25 protein-coding genes are annotated in these 25328 nt (G+C 66.4%); 8 read left to right on the forward strand and 17 right to left on the reverse strand.

Features of this window, described 5'->3' with window-relative positions; translation table 11 throughout:
• Positions 1 to 55: 55 nt before the first annotated feature.
• Together ACSFCA_RS14225 and ACSFCA_RS14230 are read right to left on the reverse strand one after the other, a co-directional pair.
• Positions 56 to 1141: a tartrate dehydrogenase gene (locus ACSFCA_RS14225; RefSeq protein ID WP_093177052.1), complete on the reverse strand. Its 1086-nt coding sequence runs from the start codon at positions 1139 to 1141 to the stop codon at positions 56 to 58.
• A complete protein-coding gene (locus tag ACSFCA_RS14230) occupies positions 1138 to 2052 on the reverse strand; it encodes an alpha/beta fold hydrolase (protein WP_435459925.1) in 915 nt (304 codons plus the stop codon). The genes ACSFCA_RS14225 and ACSFCA_RS14230 overlap by 4 nt, the downstream gene beginning before the upstream one ends.
• Positions 2053 to 2126: 74 nt before the next feature.
• Here ACSFCA_RS14230 and ACSFCA_RS14235 point away from each other — a divergent pair, with 74 nt between their 5' ends.
• On the forward strand, positions 2127 to 3086 hold the full coding sequence (locus ACSFCA_RS14235; RefSeq protein ID WP_258353934.1) for a LysR substrate-binding domain-containing protein: 960 nt from the start codon (positions 2127 to 2129) through the stop codon (positions 3084 to 3086).
• Positions 3087 to 3098: 12 nt separating this feature from the next.
• Here the strand turns inward: ACSFCA_RS14235 and ACSFCA_RS14240 are convergent, their stop codons facing one another.
• From ACSFCA_RS14240 to uvrC, 3 genes are read right to left on the reverse strand one after another with little or no spacing between them, the layout of a single operon-like run.
• On the reverse strand, positions 3099 to 3986 hold the full coding sequence (locus ACSFCA_RS14240) for a DMT family transporter (protein WP_435459926.1): 888 nt from the start codon (positions 3984 to 3986) through the stop codon (positions 3099 to 3101).
• A complete protein-coding gene (gene pgsA, locus ACSFCA_RS14245; RefSeq protein WP_093051202.1) occupies positions 3983 to 4549 on the reverse strand; it encodes a CDP-diacylglycerol--glycerol-3-phosphate 3-phosphatidyltransferase in 567 nt (188 codons plus the stop codon). Before pgsA ends, ACSFCA_RS14240 begins: the two co-directional genes overlap by 4 nt.
• Before the next feature lie 48 nt (positions 4550 to 4597).
• A complete protein-coding gene (uvrC, locus tag ACSFCA_RS14250) occupies positions 4598 to 6562 on the reverse strand; it encodes an excinuclease ABC subunit UvrC (RefSeq protein WP_435459927.1) in 1965 nt (654 codons plus the stop codon).
• Between the two features lie 142 nt (positions 6563 to 6704).
• Here uvrC and ggt point away from each other — a divergent pair, with 142 nt between their 5' ends.
• Entirely contained in the window at positions 6705 to 8786 is a 2082-nt protein-coding gene (gene ggt / locus ACSFCA_RS14255; RefSeq protein WP_435459928.1) for a gamma-glutamyltransferase, read from the forward strand.
• Here ggt and ACSFCA_RS14260 read toward each other — a convergent pair.
• Genes ACSFCA_RS14260 through ACSFCA_RS14270 form a run of 3 tightly spaced genes read right to left on the reverse strand, consistent with a single transcriptional unit; the run spans position 8776 to position 11117 of the window.
• Positions 8776 to 9051 carry an alpha/beta fold hydrolase gene (locus ACSFCA_RS14260; protein WP_435459929.1) on the reverse strand — a complete coding sequence of 92 codons (276 nt, stop codon included), beginning with the start codon at positions 9049 to 9051 and terminating at the stop codon, positions 8776 to 8778. The genes ggt and ACSFCA_RS14260 overlap by 11 nt on opposite strands.
• Positions 9052 to 9075: 24 nt before the next feature.
• Entirely contained in the window at positions 9076 to 9666 is a 591-nt protein-coding gene (locus ACSFCA_RS14265; protein WP_435459930.1) for an alpha/beta fold hydrolase, read from the reverse strand.
• An 8-nt stretch (positions 9667 to 9674) separates the two neighbouring features.
• Positions 9675 to 11117 carry a M20/M25/M40 family metallo-hydrolase gene (locus ACSFCA_RS14270; RefSeq protein WP_093077708.1) on the reverse strand — a complete coding sequence of 481 codons (1443 nt, stop codon included), beginning with the start codon at positions 11115 to 11117 and terminating at the stop codon, positions 9675 to 9677.
• 86 nt (positions 11118 to 11203) lie between these two features.
• On the opposite strand from ACSFCA_RS14270, the gene earP reads away from it, so the two are divergent.
• The 3 genes from earP to ACSFCA_RS14285 all read left to right on the forward strand — a co-directional run bounded on the left by earP (position 11204) and on the right by ACSFCA_RS14285 (position 13992).
• Complete coding sequence (earP, locus tag ACSFCA_RS14275; protein ID WP_258353929.1) at positions 11204 to 12280, forward strand: elongation factor P maturation arginine rhamnosyltransferase EarP; 1077 nt, start codon at positions 11204 to 11206, stop codon at positions 12278 to 12280.
• Positions 12281 to 12452: 172 nt separating this feature from the next.
• The gene (gene efp / locus ACSFCA_RS14280; protein WP_007830687.1) at positions 12453 to 13007 is read left to right on the forward strand and encodes an elongation factor P; all 555 of its coding nucleotides are present in this window, start codon (positions 12453 to 12455) and stop codon (positions 13005 to 13007) included.
• A 121-nt stretch (positions 13008 to 13128) separates the two neighbouring features.
• Complete coding sequence (locus ACSFCA_RS14285; RefSeq protein ID WP_093051216.1) at positions 13129 to 13992, forward strand: LOG family protein; 864 nt, start codon at positions 13129 to 13131, stop codon at positions 13990 to 13992.
• An 18-nt stretch (positions 13993 to 14010) separates the two neighbouring features.
• Here ACSFCA_RS14285 and ACSFCA_RS14290 read toward each other — a convergent pair whose 3' ends face one another.
• From ACSFCA_RS14290 to pncB, 8 genes are all read right to left on the reverse strand, one after another.
• On the reverse strand, positions 14011 to 14676 hold the full coding sequence (locus tag ACSFCA_RS14290; protein ID WP_258353928.1) for a TetR/AcrR family transcriptional regulator: 666 nt from the start codon (positions 14674 to 14676) through the stop codon (positions 14011 to 14013).
• An 8-nt stretch (positions 14677 to 14684) separates the two neighbouring features.
• The gene (locus ACSFCA_RS14295) at positions 14685 to 15140 is read right to left on the reverse strand and encodes a hypothetical protein (protein WP_435459931.1); all 456 of its coding nucleotides are present in this window, start codon (positions 15138 to 15140) and stop codon (positions 14685 to 14687) included.
• Positions 15141 to 15223: 83 nt separating this feature from the next.
• Positions 15224 to 16753, reverse strand: coding sequence for an MFS transporter (locus ACSFCA_RS14300; protein ID WP_435459932.1), 1530 nt, complete (start codon positions 16751 to 16753; stop codon positions 15224 to 15226).
• 112 nt (positions 16754 to 16865) lie between these two features.
• Entirely contained in the window at positions 16866 to 18029 is a 1164-nt protein-coding gene (locus ACSFCA_RS14305) for an MFS transporter (protein WP_435459933.1), read from the reverse strand.
• Entirely contained in the window at positions 18026 to 19411 is a 1386-nt protein-coding gene (locus tag ACSFCA_RS14310; RefSeq protein ID WP_435459934.1) for a DNA recombination protein RmuC, read from the reverse strand. The genes ACSFCA_RS14305 and ACSFCA_RS14310 overlap by 4 nt, the downstream gene beginning before the upstream one ends.
• A 20-nt stretch (positions 19412 to 19431) precedes the next feature.
• A complete protein-coding gene (locus ACSFCA_RS14315) occupies positions 19432 to 20412 on the reverse strand; it encodes a 2-hydroxyacid dehydrogenase (protein WP_435459935.1) in 981 nt (326 codons plus the stop codon).
• A gap of 27 nt (positions 20413 to 20439) precedes the next feature.
• A complete protein-coding gene (locus ACSFCA_RS14320; RefSeq protein WP_435459936.1) occupies positions 20440 to 21858 on the reverse strand; it encodes a sodium:proton antiporter in 1419 nt (472 codons plus the stop codon).
• A 37-nt stretch (positions 21859 to 21895) separates the two neighbouring features.
• Positions 21896 to 23116 carry a nicotinate phosphoribosyltransferase gene (gene pncB, locus ACSFCA_RS14325; protein ID WP_258353922.1) on the reverse strand — a complete coding sequence of 407 codons (1221 nt, stop codon included), beginning with the start codon at positions 23114 to 23116 and terminating at the stop codon, positions 21896 to 21898.
• A 178-nt stretch (positions 23117 to 23294) separates the two neighbouring features.
• On the opposite strand from pncB, the gene ACSFCA_RS14330 reads away from it, so the two are divergent.
• Both ACSFCA_RS14330 and ACSFCA_RS14335 read left to right on the forward strand, forming a co-directional pair.
• Positions 23295 to 23528, forward strand: coding sequence for a CsbD family protein (locus tag ACSFCA_RS14330; RefSeq protein ID WP_258353921.1), 234 nt, complete (start codon positions 23295 to 23297; stop codon positions 23526 to 23528).
• Positions 23529 to 23568: 40 nt separating this feature from the next.
• Entirely contained in the window at positions 23569 to 23976 is a 408-nt protein-coding gene (locus ACSFCA_RS14335) for a hypothetical protein (protein WP_435459937.1), read from the forward strand.
• A gap of 33 nt (positions 23977 to 24009) precedes the next feature.
• Here the strand turns inward: ACSFCA_RS14335 and ACSFCA_RS14340 are convergent, their stop codons facing one another.
• Positions 24010 to 24456 carry an acyl-CoA thioesterase gene (locus tag ACSFCA_RS14340; protein WP_258353919.1) on the reverse strand — a complete coding sequence of 149 codons (447 nt, stop codon included), beginning with the start codon at positions 24454 to 24456 and terminating at the stop codon, positions 24010 to 24012.
• 229 nt (positions 24457 to 24685) lie between these two features.
• Here ACSFCA_RS14340 and ACSFCA_RS14345 point away from each other — a divergent pair, with 229 nt between their 5' ends.
• Positions 24686 to 25237 (forward strand): phasin family protein, encoded by a 552-nt coding sequence (locus ACSFCA_RS14345; RefSeq protein WP_258353918.1) that lies wholly within the window; start codon positions 24686 to 24688, stop codon positions 25235 to 25237.
• Positions 25238 to 25328 lie beyond the last annotated feature (91 nt).

A 25328-nucleotide genomic window follows, 5' to 3' on the forward strand; every position in this document is an offset into this window, starting at 1 on the left:
AGCCATGCCGATCAGCGGAGCGCGCGATTTTAGGGGCCTTTCGTGAACTCCTTTTTCAAAGCGCCTCGGCGATCGCCTTGCCGAGGTCGCTGGTGCTGGCCGTCCCGCCGATGTCCGGGGTGCGCGGTGCTCCGCTTTGGGGCGCGAGCACCTTCTCGATGGTCGAAAGAATGGCGTCGTGCGCCTGCTTGTGGCCCAGAAACTCCAGCATCATCGCGCCGCACCAGATCTGCCCGATGGGGTTCGCGATGCCCTTGCCGGCGATGTCGGGTGCCGAGCCATGCACCGGCTCGAACAGCGAGGGCATGGTGCGCTCTGGGTTGAGATTGGCGCTCGGCGCGATGCCGATGGTGCCGGTGCAGGCCGGGCCCAGGTCCGACAGGATGTCGCCGAACAGGTTGCTCGCCACCACCACGTCGAAGAAGTCGGGCCGTTGCACGAAGTGCGCGGTGAGGATGTCGATGTGAAACTTGTCGAGCGTGATGCCCGGGTAGTTCTTGCCCATCTCGGCCACGCGCTCGTCCCAGTACGGCATGGTGATCGAGATGCCGTTCGACTTGGTGGCGCTGGTCAGGTGCTTCTTCGGCCGCGATTGCGCGAGCTCGAACGCGAACTTCAGTACCCGGTCGACGCCCACGCGCGACATCACGGTCTCCTGCACCACGATCTCGCGCGGCGTGCCCTGGTACATGCGCCCGCCGATGCTGGAGTACTCGCCCTCGGTGTTCTCGCGCACGATGTACATGTCGATCTCGCCGGGCTCGCGCGGCGTGCCGTCGCGCCGCACCACCGGGGCGATGATGCCGGGCATCAGGCGTGCCGGACGCAGGTTGACGTATTGGTCGAACTCGCGGCGGAACATCAGCAGCGAGCCCCACAGCGACACGTGGTCGGCAATCTTCTCGGGCCAGCCGACCGCACCGAAGAAGATGGCATCGTGCCCCCCGATCTGGTCCTTCCAGTTGTCGGGCAGCATCTGGCCGTGCTTCTCGTAGTAGTCCCAGCTCGAGAAATCGAAGTGGTCGAACTTCAGGTCGATGCCGAACTTGCGCGCCGCGGCATCCAGCACGCGCACGCCCTCAGGCATGGTTTCCTTGCCGATGCCGTCGCCGGCGATGACTGCGATTCTGTGGGTGCTCATGGGTTGGCTCCTGCGTGTGCGTGTTGTAGAGGTAGAAAGAATGCCTGGGTCTCGGCGAGCAATTCGTCCGGGGCCTCTTCGGGAACGTAGTGGCCGCACGGCAAGGCGCGGCCCGACACGTCGGCGGCACGGTCGCGCCACAGCGCGAGCACATCGAAGGCCTTGCCGACTGCACCGTGCTCGCCCCACAGCACGCGCAGCGGCTGCGCCAGCTGCCGGCCAGCGGCGATGTCGTCGCGGTCGTGCACAAGGTCGATGGTGGCGGAGGCGCGATAGTCCTCGCAGATGGATTCGGCGGTGCCCGCGATGGTGGCGCAGCGTTCGTATTCGGCCAGCACCTCGGGCGCAAAGGGCGCGAGGCCGGCATGCCGCCCGCCCATCACACTGCGCACGTAGCGCACGGGATCGGACGCGATCAGCGCCTCGGGCAGCGGCGGCGGCTGGATCAGGAAGAACCAGTGCCAGTAGGCCTTGGCAAATGCTTCGGAAGTCTGCTCGTACATCGCGAGCGTGGGTGCGATGTCGAGCAGCAGCATGCGCTCGACTGCCGCGGGATGGTCCATCGCAAGCCGATGAGCCACACGCGCGCCACGGTCGTGCGCCAGCACGCCGAAGCGCTCGAAACCGTGATGCTGCATGGCCGCGAGCGCATCGAGCGCCATCTCCCGCTTGCTATAGGCCACGTGCTCGGCATCAGCTGCCGGTCGGCCTGAATCGCCATAGCCGCGCAGGTCGACCGCGACCAACGTGAACCGTTCCATCAATGCCGGCGCCACGCGATGCCAGATCGCATGCGTCTGCGGATGTCCATGCAGCAGCAGCAAGGGAGCCCCGCTGCCGCCGATGCGGCCATGGATGCGCACGCCGTTGCGCTCGATGTCGAAAGTGGGAAGGGAGAGAAAAGAGGCCATCACGGGAACGATTGTGCGTTGCGCCCCTTCGATCATCAAGCAACAATCAGCCAATTCATACTTTCCGATCTGGCATGAATTCTCCCTCGATGGACCGCAGCGACCTAGCGCTCGTGCTGGCCATTCGCGACCAGGGCAGCCTGGCGGGTGCGGCCGCCACGCTCGATGTCGTGCCCTCCGTCATCACCAAGCGGCTGGGTGCGCTGGAGGCCCGCCTGGGCCAGCGCCTGTTCGACCGCACCACCCGGCGGCTCAGCGTCACGGTTGAAGGCGAAGCGGTCTGCCTGCACGCGCGAACGCTGCTCGACGGCTTTGCCGCGCTCGAAAGCGAGCTCGGCGAACGCCAGAACGAGTTGACCGGCACCGTCCGTCTGGCTGCAACATTCGGCTTCGGCCGACGCTGGCTCGGACCGGCGGTGGCGGCCTTTCAGGCGCGGCACCCTGCGCTGCAGATCGAGCTGATGCTGACCGAGCAACTGCCCGACCTCGGCGCCGAGGGCTACGACGGCGCGGTCTGGCTCTGGGCCGTGCAGCAGCGCCATGCGGCCGACTGGGTCTCGCGGCGCATCGCGCGCAACCAGCGCGTGCTGGCTGCTTCGCCAGGTTACCTGAAGCGCCGCGGCACGCCAGCCACCGTCGAGGCACTGGCTTCTCACGATTGCCTGGTCGCACGCGAGAACGGCGATGCCAGCCAGCGCCAGTACGCGCTCTGGACCCTGCGCCATGCGCGCGACGGCAGCACGGCGCGCGTGCGTGTTCAAGGGCCGCTGGCCAGCAATTCGGGCGAGATGGTGCGCGACTGGTGCGTGGCCGGGCACGGCGTCATGCTGCGCAGCCTGTGGGACATCGCACCGCAACTCGCGAGCGGCGAACTCGTGCGCGTGCTGCCGCAATACGCAATGGCGGAAGCAGACATCCACTGGATTGCACCATGGCGGCCGAAGACGCCGCGACGCGTGCGGCTGCTGGTCGATCACCTCGTGGAACAGTTCCGCGGCGAGCCCTGGAAGCCCGGCAAGGCCGGCGCACGTTAAGAAACTGGCCGCTCAGCGCCCGTTGCGCACCACGAGGCTCACGCCCACGGCGGTGAGCGCAATGCCCAGCACCGTCACCAGCGTGATCGGCTCGGAGAACAATAACCACGCCATCACTGCCGTGCAGGGCGGCACCAGATACAGCAGGCTCGTGACAGCCGTCGCCGTGCCACGTTGGATCAGCATGTAGAGCAACGAACTGCCGCCCAGCGACAACGCCAGCACCGACCAGGCCATCGCGCCGCCCGAGTGCGCGTTCCATTCGATGCCCTGAGACTCCAGCGCCGCGAACGGCAGCGTGACCAGCAACGCCGCCGCCATCTGCACGGCGCTGGCACTGCGCACGTCGCAGGGCGCGACGAAGCGTTTCTGATAGAGCGTGCCCGCCGTGATGCACAGCAGCGCCATCACCACCAGCGTCATCGTCAGCACGTTGACCTCGGCACCCTGTCCGAACTTGCGCGACACCACAAGCACCAGCCCCGCGAAGCCCAGCACCAGCCCAGCCCACTGCCGGCCCGAGATGCGCCCGCCATTGAACGACATCCACACCGCCGTCAGCACCGGCTGGATGCCGACCAGCAATGCCACCAGCCCCGCGCCCATGCCGGCATGCACCGCGGCCCACACGCCGCCCAGGTAGCCCGCCTGCATCAGGATGCCCGTGACCGCCAGGTGCCCCCACTGCGCGCGCTGCTTCGGCCACTCGACCCGCGCCAGCACGACCCACACGCCGAAGCACACCAGCGACAAAGCGAAGCGCACGGCCAGGAACTTGAGGGGTGGCGCATACGGCATGCCGTAGCGCGCGACGATGAAGCCCGTGCTCCAGATCAGCACGAAGACCGCCGGCATCGCCCGCAGCCAGCCCCCGCCGGGGGCCGTGGCCGCCGAGGTCATTTGGTACGGGCCCGGATTTCCGGAATGGCCTTCTGCAGGTAGTACACCATCGACCAGATGGTGAGCACGGCCGAGATCCAGATCAGCCACTGGCCCCAGACGCCGGTGTCGATCACCTTGAACAGGCGCCCGTCATAGAGCAGGAACGGAATGGCGATCATCTGCACGGTTGTCTTGACCTTGCCGATCATGTGGACCGCTACGCTCTTGCTGGCGCCGATCTGCGCCATCCATTCGCGCAGCGCCGAGATGGCGATCTCACGGCCGATGATGATCAGCGCCACGAACACATCGGCCCGGTTCAGGTGCACCAGCACCAGCAGCGAGGCGCACACCAGGAACTTGTCAGCCACCGGATCGAGAAAGGCCCCGAAGGCCGAGGTCTGATTGAGCCGGCGTGCCAGGAAGCCGTCGAGCCAGTCGGTTGCCGCGAAGACGATGAACATGACCGTGGCGATCAGGTTGCGCATCGGCTCGGCCATCGGCAGGTAGAACACACCAACAATCAAAGGGATCGCGACGATGCGCGTCCAGGTCATGATGGTCGGTAGTGTCCAGAACATCGCTTGATTGTGTCATGGCGGAAGTAACCCCCGTCGGGGGTCACGCCCTCAATGCAACGCCTTGTAGATTTCCTCCGCCAGGTCGGAGGCAATGCCCTCGACCGACGCGATGTCTTCCACGCTCGCCGCAGCCACCCCGCGGATGCCGCCGAAGCGCTGCAGCAGCCGCGCACGCCGCTTCGGCCCGATGCCCGGAATGTCTTCGAGCTGGCTGCCGCCGACGCGTACCTTCGCGCGCTTGGCCCGCATGCCGGTGATGGCGAAGCGGTGCGCCTCGTCGCGGATCTGGGCCACCAGCATCAACGCGGCCGAGTCCTTGCCCAGGTAGACCTTCTCGCGGCCGTCGGCGAACACGAGTTCTTCGAGCCCGACCTTGCGGCCCTCGCCCTTCTCGACCCCGACGATCAGCGACAGCGGCAGGCCCAGCTCGCCGAACACTTCGCGCGCCATCGACACCTGCCCCTTGCCGCCGTCCACCAGCACCAGGTCGGGCATGCGTGCGGTCCGGGGCTTCGGTGGCGCGTCGGTGTCGTCGCTCTCGGCGTCGCCCGGAGGCAAGGCGTCGGTCTCGGCCGCCATGGCCTCGGCCAGCTTGCCGTAGCGACGATGCAGCACCTGGCGCATGGCCGCGTAGTCGTCGCCGGGCGTGATGCCTTCGATGTTGTAGCGGCGGTACTCGCGGTTCTGCATGGTGTGGTGCTCGAACACCACGCACGAGGCCTGCGTTGCCTCGCCCGCAGTGTGCGAGATGTCGAAGCACTCGACGCGGAAGTTGTCGAGGTCGTCCGACGCCAGCTCCAGCGCATCGACCAGCGCGCGCGTGCGTGCCTGCTGCGAGCCCTCTTCGGCCAGCAGACGGGCCAATTGCAGCTTGGCATTGGTCTCGGCCATTTCGAGCCAGTGCCGGCGCTGCTCGTGCGGCTGGAACACCGCCGTCACGCGCGCACCGGCCTGCTGCGAAATCGCCTCGATCAGCTCGCGGCTCACCTGCTCGCTCAGCACCAGCGTGGCCGGCACGGGCACGTCGATGTAGTGCTGGGCGATGAAGGCTTCGAGCACCTGCACCTCGATCGGGTCGGCAGCAACGGGCGGTGCATCGTCTTCGTCGTCGTCGAGTTCGCCGTGATGAATCTGCGCCGCGTCTTCCACGTGCACGGGAAAGTACGGCCGGTCGCCAAGGTGCCGGCCGCCGCGCACCATCGCGAGGTTCACGCAGGCCTTGCCGCCCTGCACCTTCACGGCGAGGATGTCCACGTCCTTGTCGGACGCGATCTCGATCGACTGCTGGTGCAGCACGCGCGAGATGGCCGACATCTGGTTGCGCAGCTCGGCCGCCTGCTCGAATTCAAGCTTCTCGGCATGCGCCGTCATGCGCTGTTCGAGCTTCGAGAGCACGAGTTGCGTGTCGCCCATCAGGAAGGCTTCGGCGCTGGCCACGTCCTGCGCATAGGCCTCGGGCTCGATGTAGCCGACGCACGGCCCGCTGCAGCGCTTGATCTGGTACAGCAGGCAAGGCCGCGTGCGGTTGGCGTACACCGTATCTTCACAAGTGCGCAGGCGAAACACCTTCTGCAACAGCTGGATCGACTCCTTCACCGCCCAGGCAGTCGGGTACGGCCCGAAGTAGCGGTGCTTCTTGTCGACCGCGCCGCGGTAGTAGGCCAGCCGGGGAAACTGGTGCGACGCGATCTTGAGATAGGGATAGCTCTTGTCGTCGCGAAACAGGATGTTGTAGCGCGGCTTGAGCGTCTTGATCAGGTTGTTCTCGAGCAGTAGCGCCTCGGCCTCGGAGCGCACCACCGTGGTTTCCATGCGCACGATCTTCGAGATCATGTGGCCGATGCGGGTACCGCCGTGACTCTTCTGAAAGTAGTTGGCAACCCGCTTCTTGAGGTTGCGCGCCTTGCCCACGTAGAGCACCGCGCCCGCCGCATCGAAATAGCGGTAGACGCCTGGCAACTGCGGCAGGGCCGCGACTTCGCTGAGCAATTGATCGGAATGCACGTCTGACATGGCGGCTATTGTGGCGCGCGGCACGCGGTGCGGCGCCCGCCTGCGCGCAAACCCCGACATTGCTGGAATGGAATGTGCTGAAGATGGCTACGGGCGCGAGGAGCGCCCGTGGTTTTTCAACATACCTACTCGGGAAATCCACATGAACAAAAACAACAGACGCGTCTGGTGGACGCTCTCGCCCATCGCTCTCTCGCTGAGCCTGGCGGGCTGCGGTGGCGCCTCCAGAAACGACGCTCAAGACACGGCAACGATTCTTGCAACCATCGCCGCAATCAACGCGGCCAACCAGCCGCCCCCGCCCGACAACGGCTGCCTCACCTCGACCGGCAATTCATCCGTGGTGGTCGGCTCGGGCGACGCAGGCGACCCGGCTGCGCCCGAGGCGGCATCGGGCTATGCGCCGGGCCACAAGCTGGTGTATGCCAAGAGCTACATGGTGGTGGCCAACCATCCGCTCGCCACCCGTGCCGGTTGCGACGTGCTGAAAGCCGGCGGCAGCGCCGTCGATGCGGCTGTGGCCGTGCAGGCCGTGCTGGGCCTGGTCGAGCCGCAATCGAGCGGCCTGGGCGGCGGCGCCTTCATGCTCTATTACGACGCCGCGACCAAGAAAGTGCAGGCCTACGACGGCCGCGAAACCGCGCCTGCCGCCGCCAACGAGAACTACCTGCGCTACATCGACCCGACCGGTGCCGACGCCACGCCGCCCCTGCCCGGTGGCGCGCGCGCCAGCGGCCGCTCCATCGGCACACCCGGCGCGGTGCGCATGCTCGACCTCGCCTACCAGGACCACGGCAAGCTGCCGTGGAAAGACCTGTTCGGCTACGGCATCACGCTGGCCTCCGACGGCTTCCTGATCGGCGGACGCATGGCTGCCGCCATCTCTTCATCGGCCACGAGCCTGAAGCGCGACGCCGAAGCCACGGCCTACTTCTTCAACGCCGACGGCACGCCGAAGGCGCTGGGCACGCGGCTGCAGAACCCGGCCTACGCGAAGACGCTGACCACCATCGCCACGCAGGGCGCCAACGCCTTCTACACGGGCGACGTCGCCAAGGGCATCGTCGACAAGATCGGCAACACCACCGCCGCGAACGACGGCTCGGCCATCACGCCCGGCATGACCACGCTGACCGACCTGGCCAACTACAAAGCCAAGCGGCGCGACCCGGTCTGCGGCACCTACCGCGACTACTACGTGTGCAGCATGTCGCCGCCGTCCTCGGGCGGCATCGCGGTGGTGGCGAGCCTGGGCATTCTCGAGACCTTCAACCTGGGCCTGTACAAGCCGACCGCCATCGACATCGAAGGCGGCAAGCCGACCGTGATGGGCGTGCACCTGGTGAGCGAGGCCGAGCGCCTGGCCTACGCCGACCGCGACAAGTACGTGGCCGACACCGACTTCGTCCCGCTGCCGGGCGGCTCGGTCGACACGATGATCAACAAGCCCTACCTGCAAAGCCGCGCCAGCCTCATCAGCCTGACGAAGAGCATGGGCGTCGCGCAGGCCGGCAACCTGGGCGCGGTGCCGCTGGGCATCGACAAGACCGAGGAGCACGGCACCACGCACTTCACCATCGTCGACAAGCAGGGCAACGTGGTCTCGATGACCACCACGGTGGAAAGCACGCTGGGCTCATTTCACATGACGCAGGGCTTCATGCTGAACAACCAGCTCACAGACTTCTCGGCCAACCCGAACGACACGGTCGACCCGAGCATCAAGGTGGCCAACCGCGTCGCGCCAGGCAAGCGCCCGCGCAGCACGATGGCCCCCACGCTCGTGTTCAAGAAGAACGCCGACGGCAGCATGGGCGAGTTCGTCATGGGCACCGGTTCGCCGGGCGGCGGCACCATCATTCAGTACGTGGTGAAAACCGTGGTCGGCGTGCTCGACTGGGGACTCGATGCCCAGCAGGCCACGTCGCTGGTCGACTTCGGCGCCACCAACACCCCCATCGCCGGCGCCACCAACAGCGCCACCAACGTGGGCGGCGAGCATCCCAACGTGGACATCACCAACAACGGCAACAACGGCAACAACGGCAACAACGATACGCTGATCGCGGGGCTGCGCGCCCTGGGTCACACGGTGAACTTCGGCGCGCAGTCGAGCGGCACCAGCACCATCATCCGTGCCAACGCGAGCGGCAAGCCGGTGCTGACCGGCGGCGCCGACCCGCGGCGCGAAGGCATCGTGCTGGGCGATACCTTCACGCCCTGAGGGCGGAAGCAGGAGCGGCCGCGGAGCCGATAAAAGCGAGGATGCGCCGGCTCACGTCGACGCCCTCCTCGTGCAGCACCCAGTGCCCCGCGCCCTCGATGCGCTGCAGTTCGCCCTGGTCGCACAGGTCGATGCTGGGCTGGGCCATCTCGGTGCCGAGCGCCTGGTCCTGCACGCCCCACAGCAGCAGCGTGGGCACCGGGATGCGCGCGTCGGCTCGAATGTTCGGCCGGTTGCGCATCAGCGCGCGGTACCAGTTGAGCATGCCGGTCAGCGCGCCCGGCCGGCCCTAGGCCTCGCGGTACAGCGCCAGCTCCGCATTGGAAAAAGCTCCGGCCCGGCTGCTCTGCGTCAGCACCCGGGTCAGCCCGCGAAAGCCGTGACGGCTCAGCAGCCGTTCGGGCAAGCGCGGAATGCGGAAGAAGTGCATGTACCAGCTGCGCAGCCGCTGCCGCCCGCGCGACATGTGCTGGAGCATCACCGCCAGATGCGGCGAATTCACGATGACCAGCCGCTCCACCAGCGCCGGGTTGCGCGCCGCCACGCGCCAGCTCACGGCGCCGCCCCAGTCGTGGCCGAGCAGCGTCACCGCCTCCCGGGCCGTGCTGCGGATCAGCGCGCAAACATCGTCCGCCAGCGTTTCGAGGCCATAGGCATCGACGCCCTCGGGCTTGTCGCTCTCGCCGTAGCCGCGCTGATCGGGCACCCACACGCGATAGCCGGCGGCCGCCAGCGCATCGATCTGGCTCGCCCAGCCACGCCAGAACTCCGGAAAGCCGTGCAGCAGCATGGCCACCGGCCCATCGACCGGGCCGGCCTGCACCACGTGAAAGCGAATGCCGTTGGCCTGGACGAAATGGTGTTCGTAAGCGTCGCTCATCGGCGCGCTTACTTGGCCAGCTCCGACACCAGCCGATACAGGAACTCGCGGCCGTCGTACAGCCGCTGGATCTCGATGCGCTCGTCGAGACCGTGCGCGCGTGCATCGGCCGGCTCCAGGAACATGCCGGTCACGCCGTACATCGGGATGCCCGCGTTGCGCATGAAGCGGCTGTCGGTGGCGCCGGTGCTCATGGCGGGCACCACTGGCACGCCCGGCCACATCTGCTGCGTGATCGACTCCACCGTCTTCACGAGGTCGCCGTTCAGCGGCGACGCCGGGCTGCGCAGCGGCTTGCCCAGGTTGCGCACCACGATCTTGTCGTTGCCGATGGCCTGGGTCAGCAGGCGTTCCACTTCCTCAGGGTCGTCGTGCGGCAGGATGCGGCAGTTGACGGTAGCCTTGGCCGATTGCGGCAGCGCGTTCTCGGCATGGCCGGCCTGCACCATCGTTGCGACGCAGGTGGTGCGGAACTGTGCGCTGTAGGCCGGGTTGGCCGACATGCGCTCGATGACCGCGGGATCGGGGTTGCCGTTACCCACCGCGCGCATGTCGTCGGCCAGCTGGCCGGTGGCGAATGGTGCGCTGCGCGCGAAGTAGGTCTTGGTGACATCCGCAAGCTTGACCGGGAAGCTGAAGTTGCCCAGGCGCTCCAGGCCCGCGGCCAGCGCGTAGATCGGATTGTTCTTCGTCGGCACCGAGCTGTGGCCGCCCACGTCGCGCGCCTCCAGCATGTAGGTGGTGTACATCTTCTCGGCCACCTGCATGCGGTGCAGGTTCGGCTTGCCGCCGCGCAGCTCGCCGCCGCCGCCTTCGTTGATGCCGAACTCCGCCTGCAGCAGCTCGGGCTTGTTGTTGATGAGCCAGAAGGCGCCGTTGCTGAGCGCATCGCCGCGCTCTTCGTCGGCAGTCAGCGCGAGGATGATGTCGCGCTTGGGCTTGAAGCCTTCCTGCTTCAGTTGCCCCACCACAGAGACCAGCGCCGCGGCCATGGCCTTGTCGTCGATGGCGCCGCGGGCGGTGAAGTAGCCGCCGGTTTCCTGCAGCTTGAAGGGATCGGTCTTCCAGTCTTCGCGCCGGGCCTCGACCACGTCGATGTGGGCCAGCAGCAGCAGCGGCTTCTTGCTGCCGTCGCCCTTGAAGCGCAGCACCAGGTTGCCCTTCTTCGGGAAGGGTTCGAAGATCTGGACGTCGCCGGGCGCGAAGCCCGCATCGACCAGGCGCTTTTCCATGGCGCGCGCTGCCACGGTGTTGTCGCCCACCGAGTGCGTGGTGTTGATCTCGATCAGCTCTTTGTAGATGTCGTGAAAGCGCTGCTGCTGCGGCGTGAGCGCAGGAGCCGAAGTCTGGGCCGACGCACCGGCCATGCCGCACAAGGCCAGCGACAGGGCGAGCACGGTTCTCGCGGAACGAAAGGACAGGGGCGAGCGGCGACGGGTCTGCATCCTCATGGGTTCTCTCTCCGGTGGTGGTTGTGCCGTCAGCATAGCAAGCACGGCCGGCGGCCCGGCGGTCGAAGACAGGCACACTCGCGGCCATGCAATCCAGGCAATGGGACATCTTCTGCAAGGTCATCGACAACCACGGCGACCTCGGCGTCTGCTGGAGGCTGGCCTGCCAGTTGGCTGCACTTGGCGAACGCACGCGGCTGTGGGTCGACGATGCGGCGGCGCTGCGCTGGATGGCGCCCGAGGCTCGCACCGGCCGTGACGGCGTGGAGGTGATCGACTGGCTCGATTTCGCCGCACTTCAGGCGGCCGTAGCAGGGCCGGCACCCGATGTGCTGATCGAAGCCTTCGGCTGCGAGCCGGCACCGGAACTGATCGCCCGCTTTGCCGAAGGGCCGGGCCTTGCCTGGATCAACCTCGAATACCTGTCGGCCGAGCCGTATGTGGAACGGCTGCACGGACTGCCTTCGCCGGTGTTCAAGGGGCCCGGCGCCGGGTTGACGAAGCGCTTTTTCTATCCGGGCTTCACCCCCGCCACGGGAGGACTGTTGCGGGAGCCCGACCTGATGGAACGCCGGGCGCGCTTCGACCGCACGCAGTGGCTGGCCGCACAGCAGATCCCGTGGCAAAACCACGAGCGGCTGGTGTCGCTCTTCTGCTACGAGCCGCCGGCGCTGGCCGCCCTGCTGGCCCGGCTGGCGGAAGACCCAGAGCCCACGCGCCTGCTGGTGACGGCGGGTCGCGCCACGCAGGCAGTCCAGGCACTTCCCTTGCCTCAAGGGAGCGGTGCGCTATCAATTTCATACCTCCCCTACCTCACCCAGCCCGATTTCGACCACCTGCTGTGGGCCTGCGACCTGAATTTCGTGCGCGGCGAAGATTCGCTGGTGCGCGCCCTCTGGGCCGGCGCGCCGCTGGTCTGGCAGATCTACCCGCAGGACGACGACGCCCACCATGTCAAGCTGAATGCCTGGCTCGACTGGCTCGGCGCCCCGGCCTCGCTGAGGCTTTTTCACCACGCCTGGAATGGCTTTGGCGGCGGCGCCCTGCCCGCACTGGAAACGCAGGGCCCGTGGCGCGAAACGGCCCTGGATGCCCGCACGCGGCTGCTAGCGCAGGACGACTTGGTCACCCAACTGCGGGAACTGATCGCCCAAAAAAGCTAAAATAGTGGGCTTTGCGGATTTCGGCCCGGATCTCATCGATCCGAGATGCTCTCCGCTAAACCTGCCGCGGGACCTGTACCGCGGGGCCAGACATAGCGGCAAACGTCCAAACACATTGAGACGGTCGCCGATGGCCCCGTGCACCGAGCGGCCAACATCCAGAGACCCTGTTATGAAAATCGCTCAAGAAATCCGCGCCGGCAACGTCATCATGCACGGCAAGGACCCGATGGTCGTCCTCAAGACCGAATACAGCCGCGGCGGCCGCAACTCCGCCACCGTGCGCATGAAGATGAAGAGCCTGATCGCCAACTTCAACACCGAAGTGGTCTTCAAGGCCGATGACAAGATCGACCAGATCGTGCTCGAGAAGAAGGATTGCACCTACTCCTACTTCGCCGACCCGATGTACGTCTGCATGGACGCCGACTACAACCAGTACGAAGTCGAAGCCGAAAACATGGGCGACGCCCTGAACTACCTCGAAGACGGCATGGCTGTCGAAGTGGTGTTCTACGACGGCAAGGCCATCTCGGTCGAACTGCCGACCAGCGTCGAGCGCGAAATCACCTGGACCGAACCCGCCGTCAAGGGCGATACCTCGGGCAAGGTGCTCAAGCCCGCCAAGATCGCCACCGGCTTCGAAGTGCCGGTTCCGCTCTTCGTGTCGCAAGGCGACAAGATCGAAATCGACACGCGCACCGGCGAATACCGCAAGCGCGTCTGAGTCTCGGCCCCCCCGCTGACCACCACCCTCGAAAAAGGCTCCGCAAGGAGCCTTTTTTGCTTGGTGGGCATGGTGGTTGCAACGCTGCACAATCTCCAAGGTACTTCTGTCTGGTTTCCCCATGAACAACACGCACAACATTCACGACAAACGCCTGGCCGATGCCTGGGCCACGCTCCGGTCCCATGCCGACCAGGGCCTGCCGCTCGACCCCGATCCCTCGCGCATCGCCTTCGCCGACCCCGAGTTCCTGCTGCGCCGCGAGACGCGCGGCATCCGCATGCAGCTCGAGCTGATGAAACCCGACATCGAGCAGCGCGCCCATGGCATCGAGAACACCGTGGTGGTGTTCGGCAGCGCCCGTTTTCGCAGCGAGGAAGACGCCGCCGCCATGATCGCCCAGGCCGATGCCAGCGGTGACGCAGCAGCGTCCGAGCGCTGGCGCCGGCTGGCGCGCAACTCGCATTACTACGAGAAGGCGCGCGCCTTCGGCAAGCTGGTCGCCCAGTACAGCAACGACAAGGAACCGCAGGACAAGCTCTTCGTCTGCACCGGCGGCGGCCCCGGCATCATGCAGGCGGCCAACCGCGGCGCGCACGAGGGCGGCGGCCTCTCCGTCGGCCTGGCCATCGCGCTGCCGATGGAAGAAGAAGCCAACCCGTACGTCACGCCGGCGCTGAGCTTCAAGTTCCACTACTTCGCCATCCGCAAGATGCATTTCATGATGCGAGCGAAGGCGCTGGTGGCGTTCCCAGGCGGCTTTGGCACGCTCGACGAATTGTTCGAGGTGATCACGCTGGTGCAGACGAAGAAGTCGAAGCCGGTGCCGATCGTGCTGTTCGGCTCGGACTACTGGAAGCGCCTGATCGACTTCGACTTCCTGGTCGAAGAGGGCGTGATCTCGCCGGGCGACGTGAAGCTCTTCGAGTACGTCGACGCGCCGGAAGACGCGTGGAGCGCAATCAAGCGCTTCTACAAGCTCTGAACTGAACCCGCACTGGGTTCAGTCAGCGCTGTCGTCCTCGGCCGGATGCAGCGCCTGCTCGAGGAATCTCGTGAGCGTGCGTGCACGGCGCTTGCGCTCCGCCTCGCCGGTCTGCCCCATCGCCACCGCGTCGTCGGCCACGCCGTGCAGCGCATTGAAGAGGATCACGGCGCTGAGGGTCGCGTCCTCCACGTCCCAGAAGCCGGCGGCATCGCCCTGCTTCAGCAGTCCGACCAGTTGCGTGATGACCGCGTTGTCGTTGCGCATGCGGCGGTCTTCGGGCCGGTACTCGTGGAACACCACGTCGTGCAAGGCGACGTTGTCCAGGTAGGTTTCGAGCCCCGTCTCCACCCAGGCCTTCAGGCGCGCGTGATAGTTGTCGGGCCGATGGCGGTCCATGGACTCCTGCAGCCGCGCGCAGAAGGTGTCGACGAAGCGCTGCTGCAATGCGCCGAGCATTGCCTCCTTCGACGGAAAGTACAGATAGAAGGTGCCCTTGGCCACCTGCGCGCCGGCCGCGATGTCGTCGATGCTGGTGGTGGCAATGCCCTTTGCGATGAAGAGGCGCTCGGCGGCGTCCATCAGCGCGGCGGCGCGCGTTTCTGGCGCCTTGGTGCGGCGGCGTGGCGCGGCCTCCCCCTCGGGAGACGTAGGAATCGTGACGGGGTCGCTGCTCTTGACCATCGGCTGCCTCAGGAAACGGCGGCCGCCAGGCGGGCCGAGCGGATCGCCGCACGCACGGCGGCCAGATCGAAGGGCAGGCCGCGCGGCGCCATCACACGCTCGCCGAGCCACACCAGTGCGTCGTCGGCGTCGGCAAAGATGCTGGCGGGCACGCCGAAGAGTTTCTCGACATTCATCTTGCGCATTTTCTCGTACTGGTCGGCGGGCACCACGCTCGCCATGCCCATCATATGGCGGCGGATGTCGGCGCCGCGCTCCTGCAGCCACTGCCTGGCGTTCTGCGCGCTGCCTTCGGGGTGGACCAGCGCATCGGCGTCGGCGAACACGCGCAGCGAGGCGAAGGGTTCGCCGCGATCGAGCCAGCGGTTCCAGTCCTCGGTGAAGGCCTGCATGCCTTCGAGTGTCTGAAGTCCGGCCGTAACGCTGATGACGAGGGGCCATTGGCTGAGTTCGTGATGGATCATGAAAAGCTCCTTGGAAAAAATCGAACGAAGGCGCGCACGAAAGCGCACCGGCACGTATGCGGCGGGCATGGCTGGACGAAGCCTCAGGCGCGAGCGGGCAAGGCGGCGGCGCGAGGCCGCACGCTCACGAGCAGCCCCGCCGCCAGCAGGCCGGCAATGCCGGCGCAAGCCACGGCGGCATGGAAGCCACCGGCCAATGCGCTGGCCAGGAGGCTGTGCGCGGTGGACGCATCGAGCGAGGCCAGTGCGCCCAGATCGTGCCGGCCAACGGCCGCGGCGGCAGCCTGCCGCGCATTGGCCAGGCCCGCCTGCCCGAGCGCATCGGCAAGTAGCGAGGTGGCGCGCGTGCTCATCAGCGTGCCGAGCAGTGCGATGCCGATCAGCATGCCGGCCTGTCGCAGCGCGTTCATCGTGGCCGAGGCCATGCCCGAGCGCTGCGCCGGCACCGACGCCATCACGGCCGTGCTCGTGGCCGGCACGGCAAGGCCGGTGCCCGCGCCGAGGAACACGAACAGCAGCGCCAGCAACGCATAGGGCGTGTCGGCGGAGAACAGCGTCAGCAGCAGCATCGCGCCGCCGATGAGTCCGTAGCCCGCCACCATCAGCGTGTGCACCTCGAAGCGTTTCGCGAGACGGCCGAACTGCGAGGCCACGACACCAGTTGCGACGAACTGCGGCACCAGCCGCCAGCCGGTGTCGCTGGGCGACCAGCCCTGCACCTGCTGCAGGAACAGCGAGAAGAAGAACAGGCTGGCGTACGCCGAGAAGCCGAGCACGAACGACGCGAAATTGGTGACCGAGAAGCGCGCATCGCGAAACAGCCCGAGCGGCAGCAGCGGCCGCGCCACGCGCGCCTCCACCATCAGGAACAGCGCGAGGCCGATGGCGGCCGCCACCAGTGCGCTCGCGGCCTGCACAGAACCCCAGCCATGCTCGCCCGCCGCGATCAGCCCATAGGTCAGCGCGCCCAGCCACAGCACGCTGAGCACCTGGCCGACAGGGTCGAGCGCGGCATGTTCGGGATGCGAGCTTTCCTTGATGCCCCAGAGCCCCAGCCCCACCGTCAGCAGCCCGATCGGAATGTTGATGAGGAAGATGCTCTGCCAGCCCGCATGGTCCACCAGCAGCCCGCCAAGCAACGGCCCGAGGACCAGCGACAGCGCCGAGAACGACGACCAGCCGCCGATCACCCGCGCCCGCCCGACCGGCTCCGGAAACGCATGCGCCAGCAGCGACAGCGCCCCCGGAATCATCAGCGCGCCGGCCACGCCCTGCACCGCCCTGCCCGCCAGCAAGATCGGCAGGCTGCCGGCTATCGCGCACATCGCCGAGCCAACGGTGAACACAGCCACACCTGCCAGCCAGGCGCGCTTGCGGCCATAGCGGTCCCCCAGCGGCCCCGCCGACAGCATGAAGGCCGAAAGGCACAGCGCGTAGATGTCGATCACCCACTGCAATCCGGCGAGATCGGTGGAAAGCGCGCGCTGCAGCGTGGGCAGCGCGACGTTGACGATGCTCACGTCAAGCGTGGCGATGAAGCTGCCGAGGTACACAGCGGCAACCAGCGCCAGACGGCGGCGCGGGTCGGCCGCAGCCTGAATGGGGGAGTCCATGGACGCCTTCAAGATCGTTGAAGAAGGCGTCGATACTGACTTCAAGTCAGTAAATTGTCAATCAGATGAGAATTAATCTCATCTGGAGCATGGGTTTGACGCCCTCGCCCCGTCAGACCTTCAAACCCCAGGTCGCGCGCGCGCCAATCGCCACCACGCCCCCAACCACCCAGAACACGCCACCGATGCCGATCAGCGCGCCGAGCGAGCCGAACAACATCGGCATTGCCACGCTCGACGCGTTGATGGTCATGAGCCGCAGGCCCAGCGCCTCGCCGTGGCGGGTGTGCGGCGTGATCTGGTGGAGCATGCTCATCACCATCGGCTGCACCGCACCCAGCGCGAAGCCGAGCACCACCGAGCAGATGCCCATGGTCCATGCCGAGTCCAGCAGCGGATAGACCGCGAACACCATCGCCGTGACCGCCGTGGAACTCAGGATCACGCTGCGCTCCGACGCCCGAGACGCGATCACCGGCAGCACCACGCGGATAACGGCCGCCGCAATGGCGAAGGCGCCCAGGATCGAGCCGATCACCGAAGCGCTGATGCCCCGGTCGTGCCCCAGCACCGGCAGCACGAAGGCGTGCACGTCCCAGCTCGACGACTGCAGCCAGTTCACGAACAGCAGGCGGCGGAACATCGGCTCGCGCAGCAGGTCCCAGGCACGCGTCGGCTTGGCGCCCGCCACGGGGGCGGTGGGCGGTGGCTCGTGCGCGCCGCGCGCGAGCATCCAGCAGAGGATGGGCAGCGCCGCCATCACCGCGAAGCAGATGCGGAACGCGAGCATGTCCGCAGGCGCACGGCCCGCATGGTCGATCAGCATGCCGGCCAGGAACGGCCCCACGAAATTGGCCACGGCCGGCGCAATGGCGAGCCAGCTAAAAACGCGCTTGAGCTGCATCGGGTCGGTGGCCGAGCGCCCCACGTGCCGCTGCAGCGCGATGACCGTCGCCCCCGTGGCGCCGCCAGTCAGCAGGGCTGCGACGCACATCACCGGAAAGATCGGGAAGATCACCACCAGCCCCGCGCCGACGACTGCCGCGATGACCGACAGCCACAGCGGTCGCTTGAAGCCGTATCGATCGGCAAAGCGCCCTGCCGGCAAGGCGAGAAAAACCTGGGTCAGCGCGAACAGCGAAATCAGCACGCCGACCGCCAGCGCGCTGTAGCCCTGCTGCAGCGCCAACAGCGGCGTGGCGAGCCGCATGCCGGCCATGGTGGCGTGCAGGCACACCTGGGCACCGATGACACGCAGCAGTTCGGAGCCTTTCACGGGGTGTCTTCGCCCTCGCTGTCAGGTTCAGCGTCGGTACCGGCCGTGGGCGGCAACAGCGCCTGGGCCTGCGCCTCGGGCAGCGCCTCGACCTTGCGCAACGCCAGGCGCATCTGCCGGGCGCGCGTATCGGCCTTGTCGAGCGTGTCCGAGGCCTTGGCCACCTGCTCCTTGATGCGCGCGACCCATTCGCCATAGCGCTCGAACTCGGTCTTCACCGCGCCCAGCACCTTCCACACCTCGGAAGCCTGCCGCTCCAATGCCAGGGTGCGAAAGCCCATGTGCAGGCTGTTGAGCATCGCGAGCAAGGTGGTCGGGCCGGCCAGCGTCACGCGATGCTGGCGCTGCACCGCATCCATCAGCCCGGGCCGGCGCAGCACCTCGGCATAGAGGCTTTCGACGGGCAGGAAGAGGATGGCGAAATCGGTGGTGTGCGGGGCCGCGAGGTAATTGTCGGCAATCGACTTGGCCTCGGTGCGGATGCGGGCCTCGAGCGCCTTGGCCGCCAACTCGGCGCCCGCGGCGTCGGCGCGTTCGTGCGCGTCGATGAGCCGCTCGTAGTCGTCGCGTGGAAACTTGGCGTCGATGGGCAGCCACACCGGCGCGCCGTCGTCGCCGCGGCCCGGAAAGCGAATGGCGAAGTCGACGCGCTGCCCGCTGCGCGGCTTGGTCTCGATCTGCTTGGCGTACTGGTCAGGCGTGAGCACCTGTTCGAGCAGCGCTTCGAGCTGCACCTCGCCGAAGATACCGCGCGTCTTCACGTTGGTCAGCACGCGCTGCAGGCTGCCGACGCCCACGGCCAGCGTCTGCATTTCGCCAAGGCCCTTGTGCACCTGCTCGAGCCGGTCGGCCACCTGCTTGAAGCTTTCGCCAAGGCGCGCTTCGAGCGTGCTCTGCAGCTTCTCGTCGACGGTCTTGCGCATCTCGTCGAGCTTGGCGGCGTTGGTCTGCTGCAGCTGCGCGAGCTGCGTTTCCATCGTCTCGCGCACTTCCGATAGGCGCCGAGCGTTCGATTCGCTCAGGCCCTGCAGCTGGGTGTTGAGCGTGTCTGCCAGCGTCTTCTGCAGGGACGCGAGCTGTAGCGAGAAGGCATCGAGCTGCGCGTTCTGCGTGCGCGTGGCTTCAGCGCCCTGCTGCACCAGCGCCTGCTGGAAAGTAGCAAAGGCCTGCGCGGTTTCCTGTCGCGCGCCGCGCGAGCTTTCGCCGATGTCGTTGCGCAGTTCGCGCTCGGTGCGTTCGTTGGCCGAGCCCAGCGCGGCCAGCACGCGCAGCAGGTCGCTATGGTCGGCTGGGGCCTGCCGGCGGGCCAGCAGCCAGATCACCAGCACGAGCTGGATGGCTGCGAGTACGGCCAGTGCAATAAGAACCAGTGAAGTGTCCAAGGTTGCGGTATCGCCTCTGCCTATTTGCCGGGCACTGGCGTCACAGGCGTCAGCGGCCCCTTGCCGCCGAAGTACGCGATGAGGTTGTCGGCCGCGAGGTCGGCCATTGCGCGGCGCGTGGGCACGGTGGCGCTGGCGATATGCGGCGTCAGCACCACGTTGGGCACGGTCAGCAGATCGGGGTGGACCTTGGGCTCGCCCTCGAACACGTCGAGGCCGGCGGCGGCAATGCGCTTTTCGCGCAGGGCCACGGCCAGGGCCGCGTCGTCGACGATGCCGCCTCGCGCGATGTTGATGAGCGTGGCGGTCGGCTTCATCAGCGAGATCTCGGCCGCACCGATGGTGTGATGCGAAGCCGGCGAGTAAGGCACCACCAGCACCACGTGGTCGGCCGTCTTGAGCAGCTCTTCCTTGCTCGCGTAGCTGGCCTTGCATTCGGCTTCGAGCGCCGCGTCGAGCTTCGAGCGGTTGTGATAGATCACCTTCATACCGAAGCCATGCGCGCCGCGCTTCGCAATGCCTTGCCCGATGCGGCCCATGCCGATGATGCCCAGCGTCGAGCCGTGGATGTCGGAGCCCGCGAACATGTCGAAGCTCCACTTCTGCCACTTGCCCGCGCGCAGGAAGTGTTCGCTCTCGGTGATGCGGCGCGCCGTGGCCATCAGCAGCGCAAAGCCGAAGTCGGCGGTGGTCTCGGTCAGCACGTCGGGTGCATTGGTGCCGAGCACGCCGTGGGCGGCCATCGCATCGACGTCGAAGTTGTTGTAGCCCACCGCCATGTTGGCGCAGATCTTCAGGTCGGGGCAGGCGTCGAGCACGGCGGCGTCGATGCGCTCGCTGCCGGTGGTGAAGGCACCCTGCTTGCCCTGCAGTTTGGCGATCAACTGTTCCTTGCTCCAGCTTTCATCCGACTGGTTCGACTCGACCTCGAAATGCTGCGACAGGCGTTCGATGGTCTCGGGAAAGATCGCGCGCGCGACCAGGATCTTGGGCTTGCTCATGATGTTGTCTCTCTCTGCGAAGAAGGGTCAGCGGAAGAAGATAAAGGTGCAAATGACGAACAGCGGAACCAATATGGCCACCGACCACGCCATGTAGCCGAAGAAGCTCGGCATGCGCACGCCGCGGCTCTCGGCGATGGCCTTGACCATCAGGTTGGGCGCGTTGCCGATGTAGGTGTTGGCGCCCATGAACACCGCGCCGGCCGAGATGGCGGCCAGCGTGGAGGCGTAGGTGGTCATCAGCGCCGCCGGGTCGCCGCCCGCGGTGTTGAAGAACACCAGGTAGGTCGGTGCGTTGTCGAGGAAGGAGCTCAGCACGCCGGTGGCCCAGAAGTACATCGCCGGATCGGGCTGGCCGTCGGCGCGCGTCACGGCCGAGACGATGGCGCCGAACGGGCCCTGCGTGCCGGCCTTGAGCATCGCGATCACCGGAATGATGGTCAGGAAGATGCCAGCGAACAGCTTGGCCACTTCGGCCATGGGCTCCCATTCGAACTGGTTGTCGGCGTGCACCTTGGGCGCGGTGAGCTTGTACGAAACCAGCGCGATCAGCGCCAGCCCCACGTCGCGCACCAGCCCCGGCAGGCCGACTTCGGTGCCGAACGCGTCGAAGGTCACGGGCGATTTCCAGAAGCCGCTGAGCAGCACCAGCGCGACCACGCCGCCCAGGAGCCAGAAATTGGCGGCGCCGTCGAAGCCGATGCCCGGCGTGTCGGGTGTCGGGTCAGCCGGCAACACGCCCTCCTTGCGGTAGTAGTGGCGGTCGATGGCATAGAACAGCGCCAGCAGCACACCGAGGATGAACAAGGTTTCAGGCAGGATGTTCTGCGCGGTCCAGAAGAAGCCCACGCCCTTCAGGAAGCCGAGGAACAACGGCGGATCGCCCAGCGGCGTGAGCGCACCGCCCGCGTTCGACACGATGAAGATGAAGAACACGATCACGTGCACCTTGTGCAGGCGGTTGTCGTTGGCGCGAATCAGCGGCCGTATCAGCAGCATCGAGGCGCCCGTGGTGCCCATGAAGCTCGCGAGCACCGCGCCGATGGCGAGGATTGCCGTGTTGAGGCCGGGCGCACCATGCAGGTTGCCGCGAATGTGGATGCCGCCCGCCACGGTGAACAGCGCCGTCAGCAGGATGATGAACGGGATGTACTCGGCCACCAGCGCATGCACGAGCTGCACGCCGGCAAGCTGCACGCCGAAGGCCCCGGCAAAGGGCAGCAGGAACGCCAGCGCCCAGGCCGCGGAAATCTTGCCGTAGTGGTGATGCCAGAACGCAGGCGCGAGCAGCGGAAACAGCGCGATCGACAACAGGATGCCGGCAAACGGTACGCCCCACAGCGGCGAGAGGCTGCCGCCGTCGAAGTCGGCAGCCGAGGCCAGGGCGGGAAGAAAAAGCAGCGACAGCGACACCGCGGCCGCCTTCAGTCGAATCGTTTTTTGCATGGGGGGCTGTACCGTACCAGACAGGTCAGTACAGCCTTCAAGCCGGGGGTTGTTCGATTTCGAACACCTGGCGCAGGTACGCCAGGTATTTTTCGTCTTCGCACATGTTCTTGGACGGCGTGTCCGACAGCTTGGCTACCGGCTGGTCGTTGCAGTGGATCATCTTGATGACGATCTGCAGCGGCTCGTAGCCCAGGTCGTTGGTGAGGTTGGTGCCGATGCCGAAGGCCAGCTGGCAGCGGCCGCGGAACTGCTGGTACAGCTCGATGGTGCGCGGCACCGTGAGGCCGTCGCTGAAGATCAGCGTCTTGGTGCGCGGGTCGACCCGGTTGGCGATGTAGTGCGCGAGCATGCGCTCGCCCCACTGGAAGGGGTCGCCGCTGTCGTGGCGCGCGCCGTCGAAGAGCTTGCAGAAGTACAGGTCGAAGTCGCGCAGGAAAGCGCTCATGCCGTACACGTCGGACAACGCAATGCCCAGGTCGCCGCGGTACTCGCGCGCCCAGCTCTCGAAGCCGAAGATCTGGCTGTCGCGCAGCCGCGGGCCGAGCGCCTGGCAGGCCTGCAGGTACTCGTGGGCCATGGTGCCCAGCGGGATCAGGCCGAGCTTCATGGCGTACAGCACGTTGCTGGTGCCCGCGAGCTGCGGCAGCCGCGTGCCGGGCGGTGCCTGCACCGGCGGCGAGGTGACGGCGCCGAGGCGGGCGGTGAGAGTGCGCAGCACCTCTTCGTGCCAGTCTTTCGAGAAGCGGCGGCGCGTGCCGTAGTCGGCGATCTTCAGGTCGGCGAGGCCGGCGTCCTGCAGCTGCGCGATCTTGGTTTCGAGGCGGCGGCGGCCTTCGGCGATGTCGGGCTTCTTCTGCGTGTTGCGGAAGTAGACCTCGTTGACGATGGCCAGCACCGGAATCTCGAACAGGATGGTGTGCAGCCACGGCCCCTTGATGCGGATCTCGAGTTCGCCCGAGGGCTGGGGAATGATGTTGATGTACTTCTCGTTGAGGCGGAAGAGCCCGAGGAAGTCGACGAAGTCGCTCTTGATGAAGCGCATCGAGCGCAGGTAGGCCAGCTCGGCGTCGCGGAACTGCAGCGAGCACAGGCTGCGCACCTCGTCGCGGATCTGCCCCGCGAACTGGGCCAGGTCGACACCGGGGTTGCGGCACTTGAAGCGGTACTCGACCCGGGCCCCCGGGAAGTGATGCAGGACCACCTGCATCATCGTGAACTTGTAGAGGTCGGTGTCGAGCAGGCTGTGAATGATCATGGTGCTGGGCGCGGTGTCTCAAACTTTTCGGCGGCCGTTCGATTATCACGGGGCGCGTCGGCCTCTGCCTACGGGGCCTGGACAGCACGTCCTACCGTGAGGGTGAATCACCCCCGCGACAGTGATTTCACGGCGGCGAACACAGCCCGTCGAATCAACTGTCTCAAAGGAGATTCGCATGAACAAGGACACCATCGAAGGCAACTGGAAACAGCTCAAGGGCAAGGTCAAGGAGCAATGGGGGAAGCTGACGGACGACGACTTCGACGTCATCGCCGGCAAGCGCGACCAGCTGCTCGGCCGCATCCAGGAACGCCACGGCATCAGCCGCGAGGAAGCCGAAAAGCAGGTCAAGGACTGGGAATCGCGCGACGGCCGCACGCCGGACGCGATCTGGTTCGAACGCTACTGAGCGCCCCTGAATTCCATCAACTTCCAAAGGAAAACATCCCATGAAAAAGCATCTACTCATGCTGGCCCTCGCCTCCACCTGCTTCGTGGCCACGCAGGCCAGCGCCATGACCAAGGACGAATACAAGGTCGCCAAGGAAAAGATCGAGGCCGACTACAAGGTCGCCAAGGCCCAGTGCGACACGATGAAGGACAACGCCAAGGACGTCTGCCAGAAGGAAGCCAAGGGCAAGGAAGACGTTGCCAAGGCGGAGCTCGAGCAGCAGTACCAGCCGAGCGACAGCCACGCCCGCAACGTGGCTGAAGAGAAGGTGAAGGCCACCTACGAAGTCGCGAAGGAAAAATGCGACGACCAGAAGGGCGAAGCCAAGACCGCCTGCGTGAAGCAGGCCAAGGCGGATGAAGCCCAGGGCAAGGCCGACATCAAGGCCATGAAGAAGACCATGTAAGGCCTTCGCGGCGGGTGGGCCCCGCTCAGGTGCTCAGGCCTTGAGCGAATCGACCACCCGCTGCAGCGCCTCGGGCAGCGGCACCGGCCGCTGCGTGGCGCGGTCCACGTAGACGTGGACGAAATGGCCTTGCGCCGCGGCGGTGTCCGCCCCCTCGGCAAACAACGCAATCTCGTATCGCACGCTCGATCGGCCCACCTGGGCCACCCGGATGCCCGCTTCCACCGTCTGCGGGAACGCGATCGGCGCAAAGTAGTTGCACTGCGTCTCCACCACGAAGCCGATGACCTGGCCCTGGTGGATGTCGAGCGCGCCGCGCTCGATCAGCAGCGCATTCACCGCCGTGTCGAACCAGCTGTAGTAGACGACGTTGTTGACGTGGCCGTACATGTCGTTGTCGGCCCAGCGCGTCGGGATGCTGCGGAACGCGCGGTAGCTGCTGCGCGCATGCGGGGTGGGTTTGGTGGGGGCGCTGCTCATCGCGCGGCATTTTGCCAGCGGCGGTTGCCCTTGAACGAGGCCTCGAACTTGAGCAGGCCGGCCCGACGACCGAATTTAGAAGACGGCTTCTAAATTGCTGCAGGGCAGCAAAAACCCCTTGATCGCAAAACTCAGCTGCCTATACTTGAGGCCATGCTGCACCGCAACATAGACGGCGAGACAGCGCAACGTGAACCGACCACTCAATCATCCCTTCTGGAGATCCCAAATGGCCCTGACCGCTGACCAAATCCTCGCCGCCCAAAAAGCAAACCTCGAAACCCTGTTCGGCCTGACCACCAAGGCTTTCGAAGGCGTCGAGAAGCTCGTCGAACTGAACGTGACCGCTTCGAAGGCCGCCCTGGTCGAAGCCCAGAGCACCGCCCAGGCTGCCCTGAGCGTGAAAGACGCACAAGAACTGCTGACGCTGCAAGCCAGCCTGTTCCAGCCCCTGGCTGAAAAGACCGCTGCCTACAGCCGTCACCTGTACGACATCGCCCAAGGCACCGGCGCCGAGTTCTCCAAGGCTTTCGAAGCCAAGGCTGCTGAAGCCCAGCAAGCCTTCGTCGGCCTGGTCGACAGCGCTTCCAAGAACGCCCCCGCCGGTTCGGAAACCGCCGTTGCCGTGCTGAAGAGCGCAGTGGCTGCCGCCAACAACGCTTTCGAATCGGTTCAAAAGGCCGTCAAGCAAGCGTCGGACGTCGCCGAAGCCAACTTCAACGCCGTGTCGACCCAAGCCGTCGCCGCCGCGAAGACCGCCACCGCTTCGCGCAAGCGCTAAGCCGCCGACCACCACCAGTTGTCTCCTTGGGTCCTCACGGATCCAATTCAGGGCCTCATCCTCGGATGAGGCCTTTTTTTTGGCCTGGCGG

The organism is Variovorax multivorans, from assembly GCF_051216835.1.
In the GTDB taxonomy this organism is placed as follows: domain Bacteria; phylum Pseudomonadota; class Gammaproteobacteria; order Burkholderiales; family Burkholderiaceae_C; genus Variovorax.

Bases quoted from the DNA above. Each gene is read 5' to 3' on its own strand.
- ACSFCA_RS14295 (WP_435459931.1), bottom strand. From the start codon at position 15,140: ATGATCCATCACGAACTCAGCCAATGGCCCCTCGTCATCAGCGTTACG.
- ACSFCA_RS14285 (WP_093051216.1), top strand. From the start codon at position 13,129: ATGAACAACACGCACAACATTCACGACAAACGCCTGGCCGATGCCTGG.
- ACSFCA_RS14330 (WP_258353921.1), top strand. From the start codon at position 23,295: ATGAACAAGGACACCATCGAAGGCAACTGGAAACAGCTCAAGGGCAAG.
- ACSFCA_RS14300 (WP_435459932.1), bottom strand. From the start codon at position 16,753: ATGGACTCCCCCATTCAGGCTGCGGCCGACCCGCGCCGCCGTCTGGCG.
- earP (WP_258353929.1), top strand. From the start codon at position 11,204: ATGCAATCCAGGCAATGGGACATCTTCTGCAAGGTCATCGACAACCAC.
- ACSFCA_RS14265 (WP_435459930.1), bottom strand. From the start codon at position 9,666: ATGAGCGACGCTTACGAACACCATTTCGTCCAGGCCAACGGCATTCGC.
- ACSFCA_RS14260 (WP_435459929.1), bottom strand. From the start codon at position 9,051: ATGCTCAACTGGTACCGCGCGCTGATGCGCAACCGGCCGAACATTCGA.
- ACSFCA_RS14235 (WP_258353934.1), top strand. From the start codon at position 2,127: ATGAATTCTCCCTCGATGGACCGCAGCGACCTAGCGCTCGTGCTGGCC.
- efp (WP_007830687.1), top strand. From the start codon at position 12,453: ATGAAAATCGCTCAAGAAATCCGCGCCGGCAACGTCATCATGCACGGC.
- ACSFCA_RS14290 (WP_258353928.1), bottom strand. From the start codon at position 14,676: ATGGTCAAGAGCAGCGACCCCGTCACGATTCCTACGTCTCCCGAGGGG.
- ACSFCA_RS14315 (WP_435459935.1), bottom strand. From the start codon at position 20,412: ATGAGCAAGCCCAAGATCCTGGTCGCGCGCGCGATCTTTCCCGAGACC.
- uvrC (WP_435459927.1), bottom strand. From the start codon at position 6,562: ATGTCAGACGTGCATTCCGATCAATTGCTCAGCGAAGTCGCGGCCCTG.
- ACSFCA_RS14345 (WP_258353918.1), top strand. From the start codon at position 24,686: ATGGCCCTGACCGCTGACCAAATCCTCGCCGCCCAAAAAGCAAACCTC.
- ACSFCA_RS14230 (WP_435459925.1), bottom strand. From the start codon at position 2,052: ATGGCCTCTTTTCTCTCCCTTCCCACTTTCGACATCGAGCGCAACGGC.
- pgsA (WP_093051202.1), bottom strand. From the start codon at position 4,549: ATGTTCTGGACACTACCGACCATCATGACCTGGACGCGCATCGTCGCG.
- pncB (WP_258353922.1), bottom strand. From the start codon at position 23,116: ATGATCATTCACAGCCTGCTCGACACCGACCTCTACAAGTTCACGATG.
- ACSFCA_RS14225 (WP_093177052.1), bottom strand. From the start codon at position 1,141: ATGAGCACCCACAGAATCGCAGTCATCGCCGGCGACGGCATCGGCAAG.
- ACSFCA_RS14240 (WP_435459926.1), bottom strand. From the start codon at position 3,986: ATGACCTCGGCGGCCACGGCCCCCGGCGGGGGCTGGCTGCGGGCGATG.
- ggt (WP_435459928.1), top strand. From the start codon at position 6,705: ATGAACAAAAACAACAGACGCGTCTGGTGGACGCTCTCGCCCATCGCT.
- ACSFCA_RS14270 (WP_093077708.1), bottom strand. From the start codon at position 11,117: ATGAGGATGCAGACCCGTCGCCGCTCGCCCCTGTCCTTTCGTTCCGCG.
- ACSFCA_RS14320 (WP_435459936.1), bottom strand. From the start codon at position 21,858: ATGCAAAAAACGATTCGACTGAAGGCGGCCGCGGTGTCGCTGTCGCTG.
- ACSFCA_RS14335 (WP_435459937.1), top strand. From the start codon at position 23,569: ATGAAAAAGCATCTACTCATGCTGGCCCTCGCCTCCACCTGCTTCGTG.
- ACSFCA_RS14340 (WP_258353919.1), bottom strand. From the start codon at position 24,456: ATGAGCAGCGCCCCCACCAAACCCACCCCGCATGCGCGCAGCAGCTAC.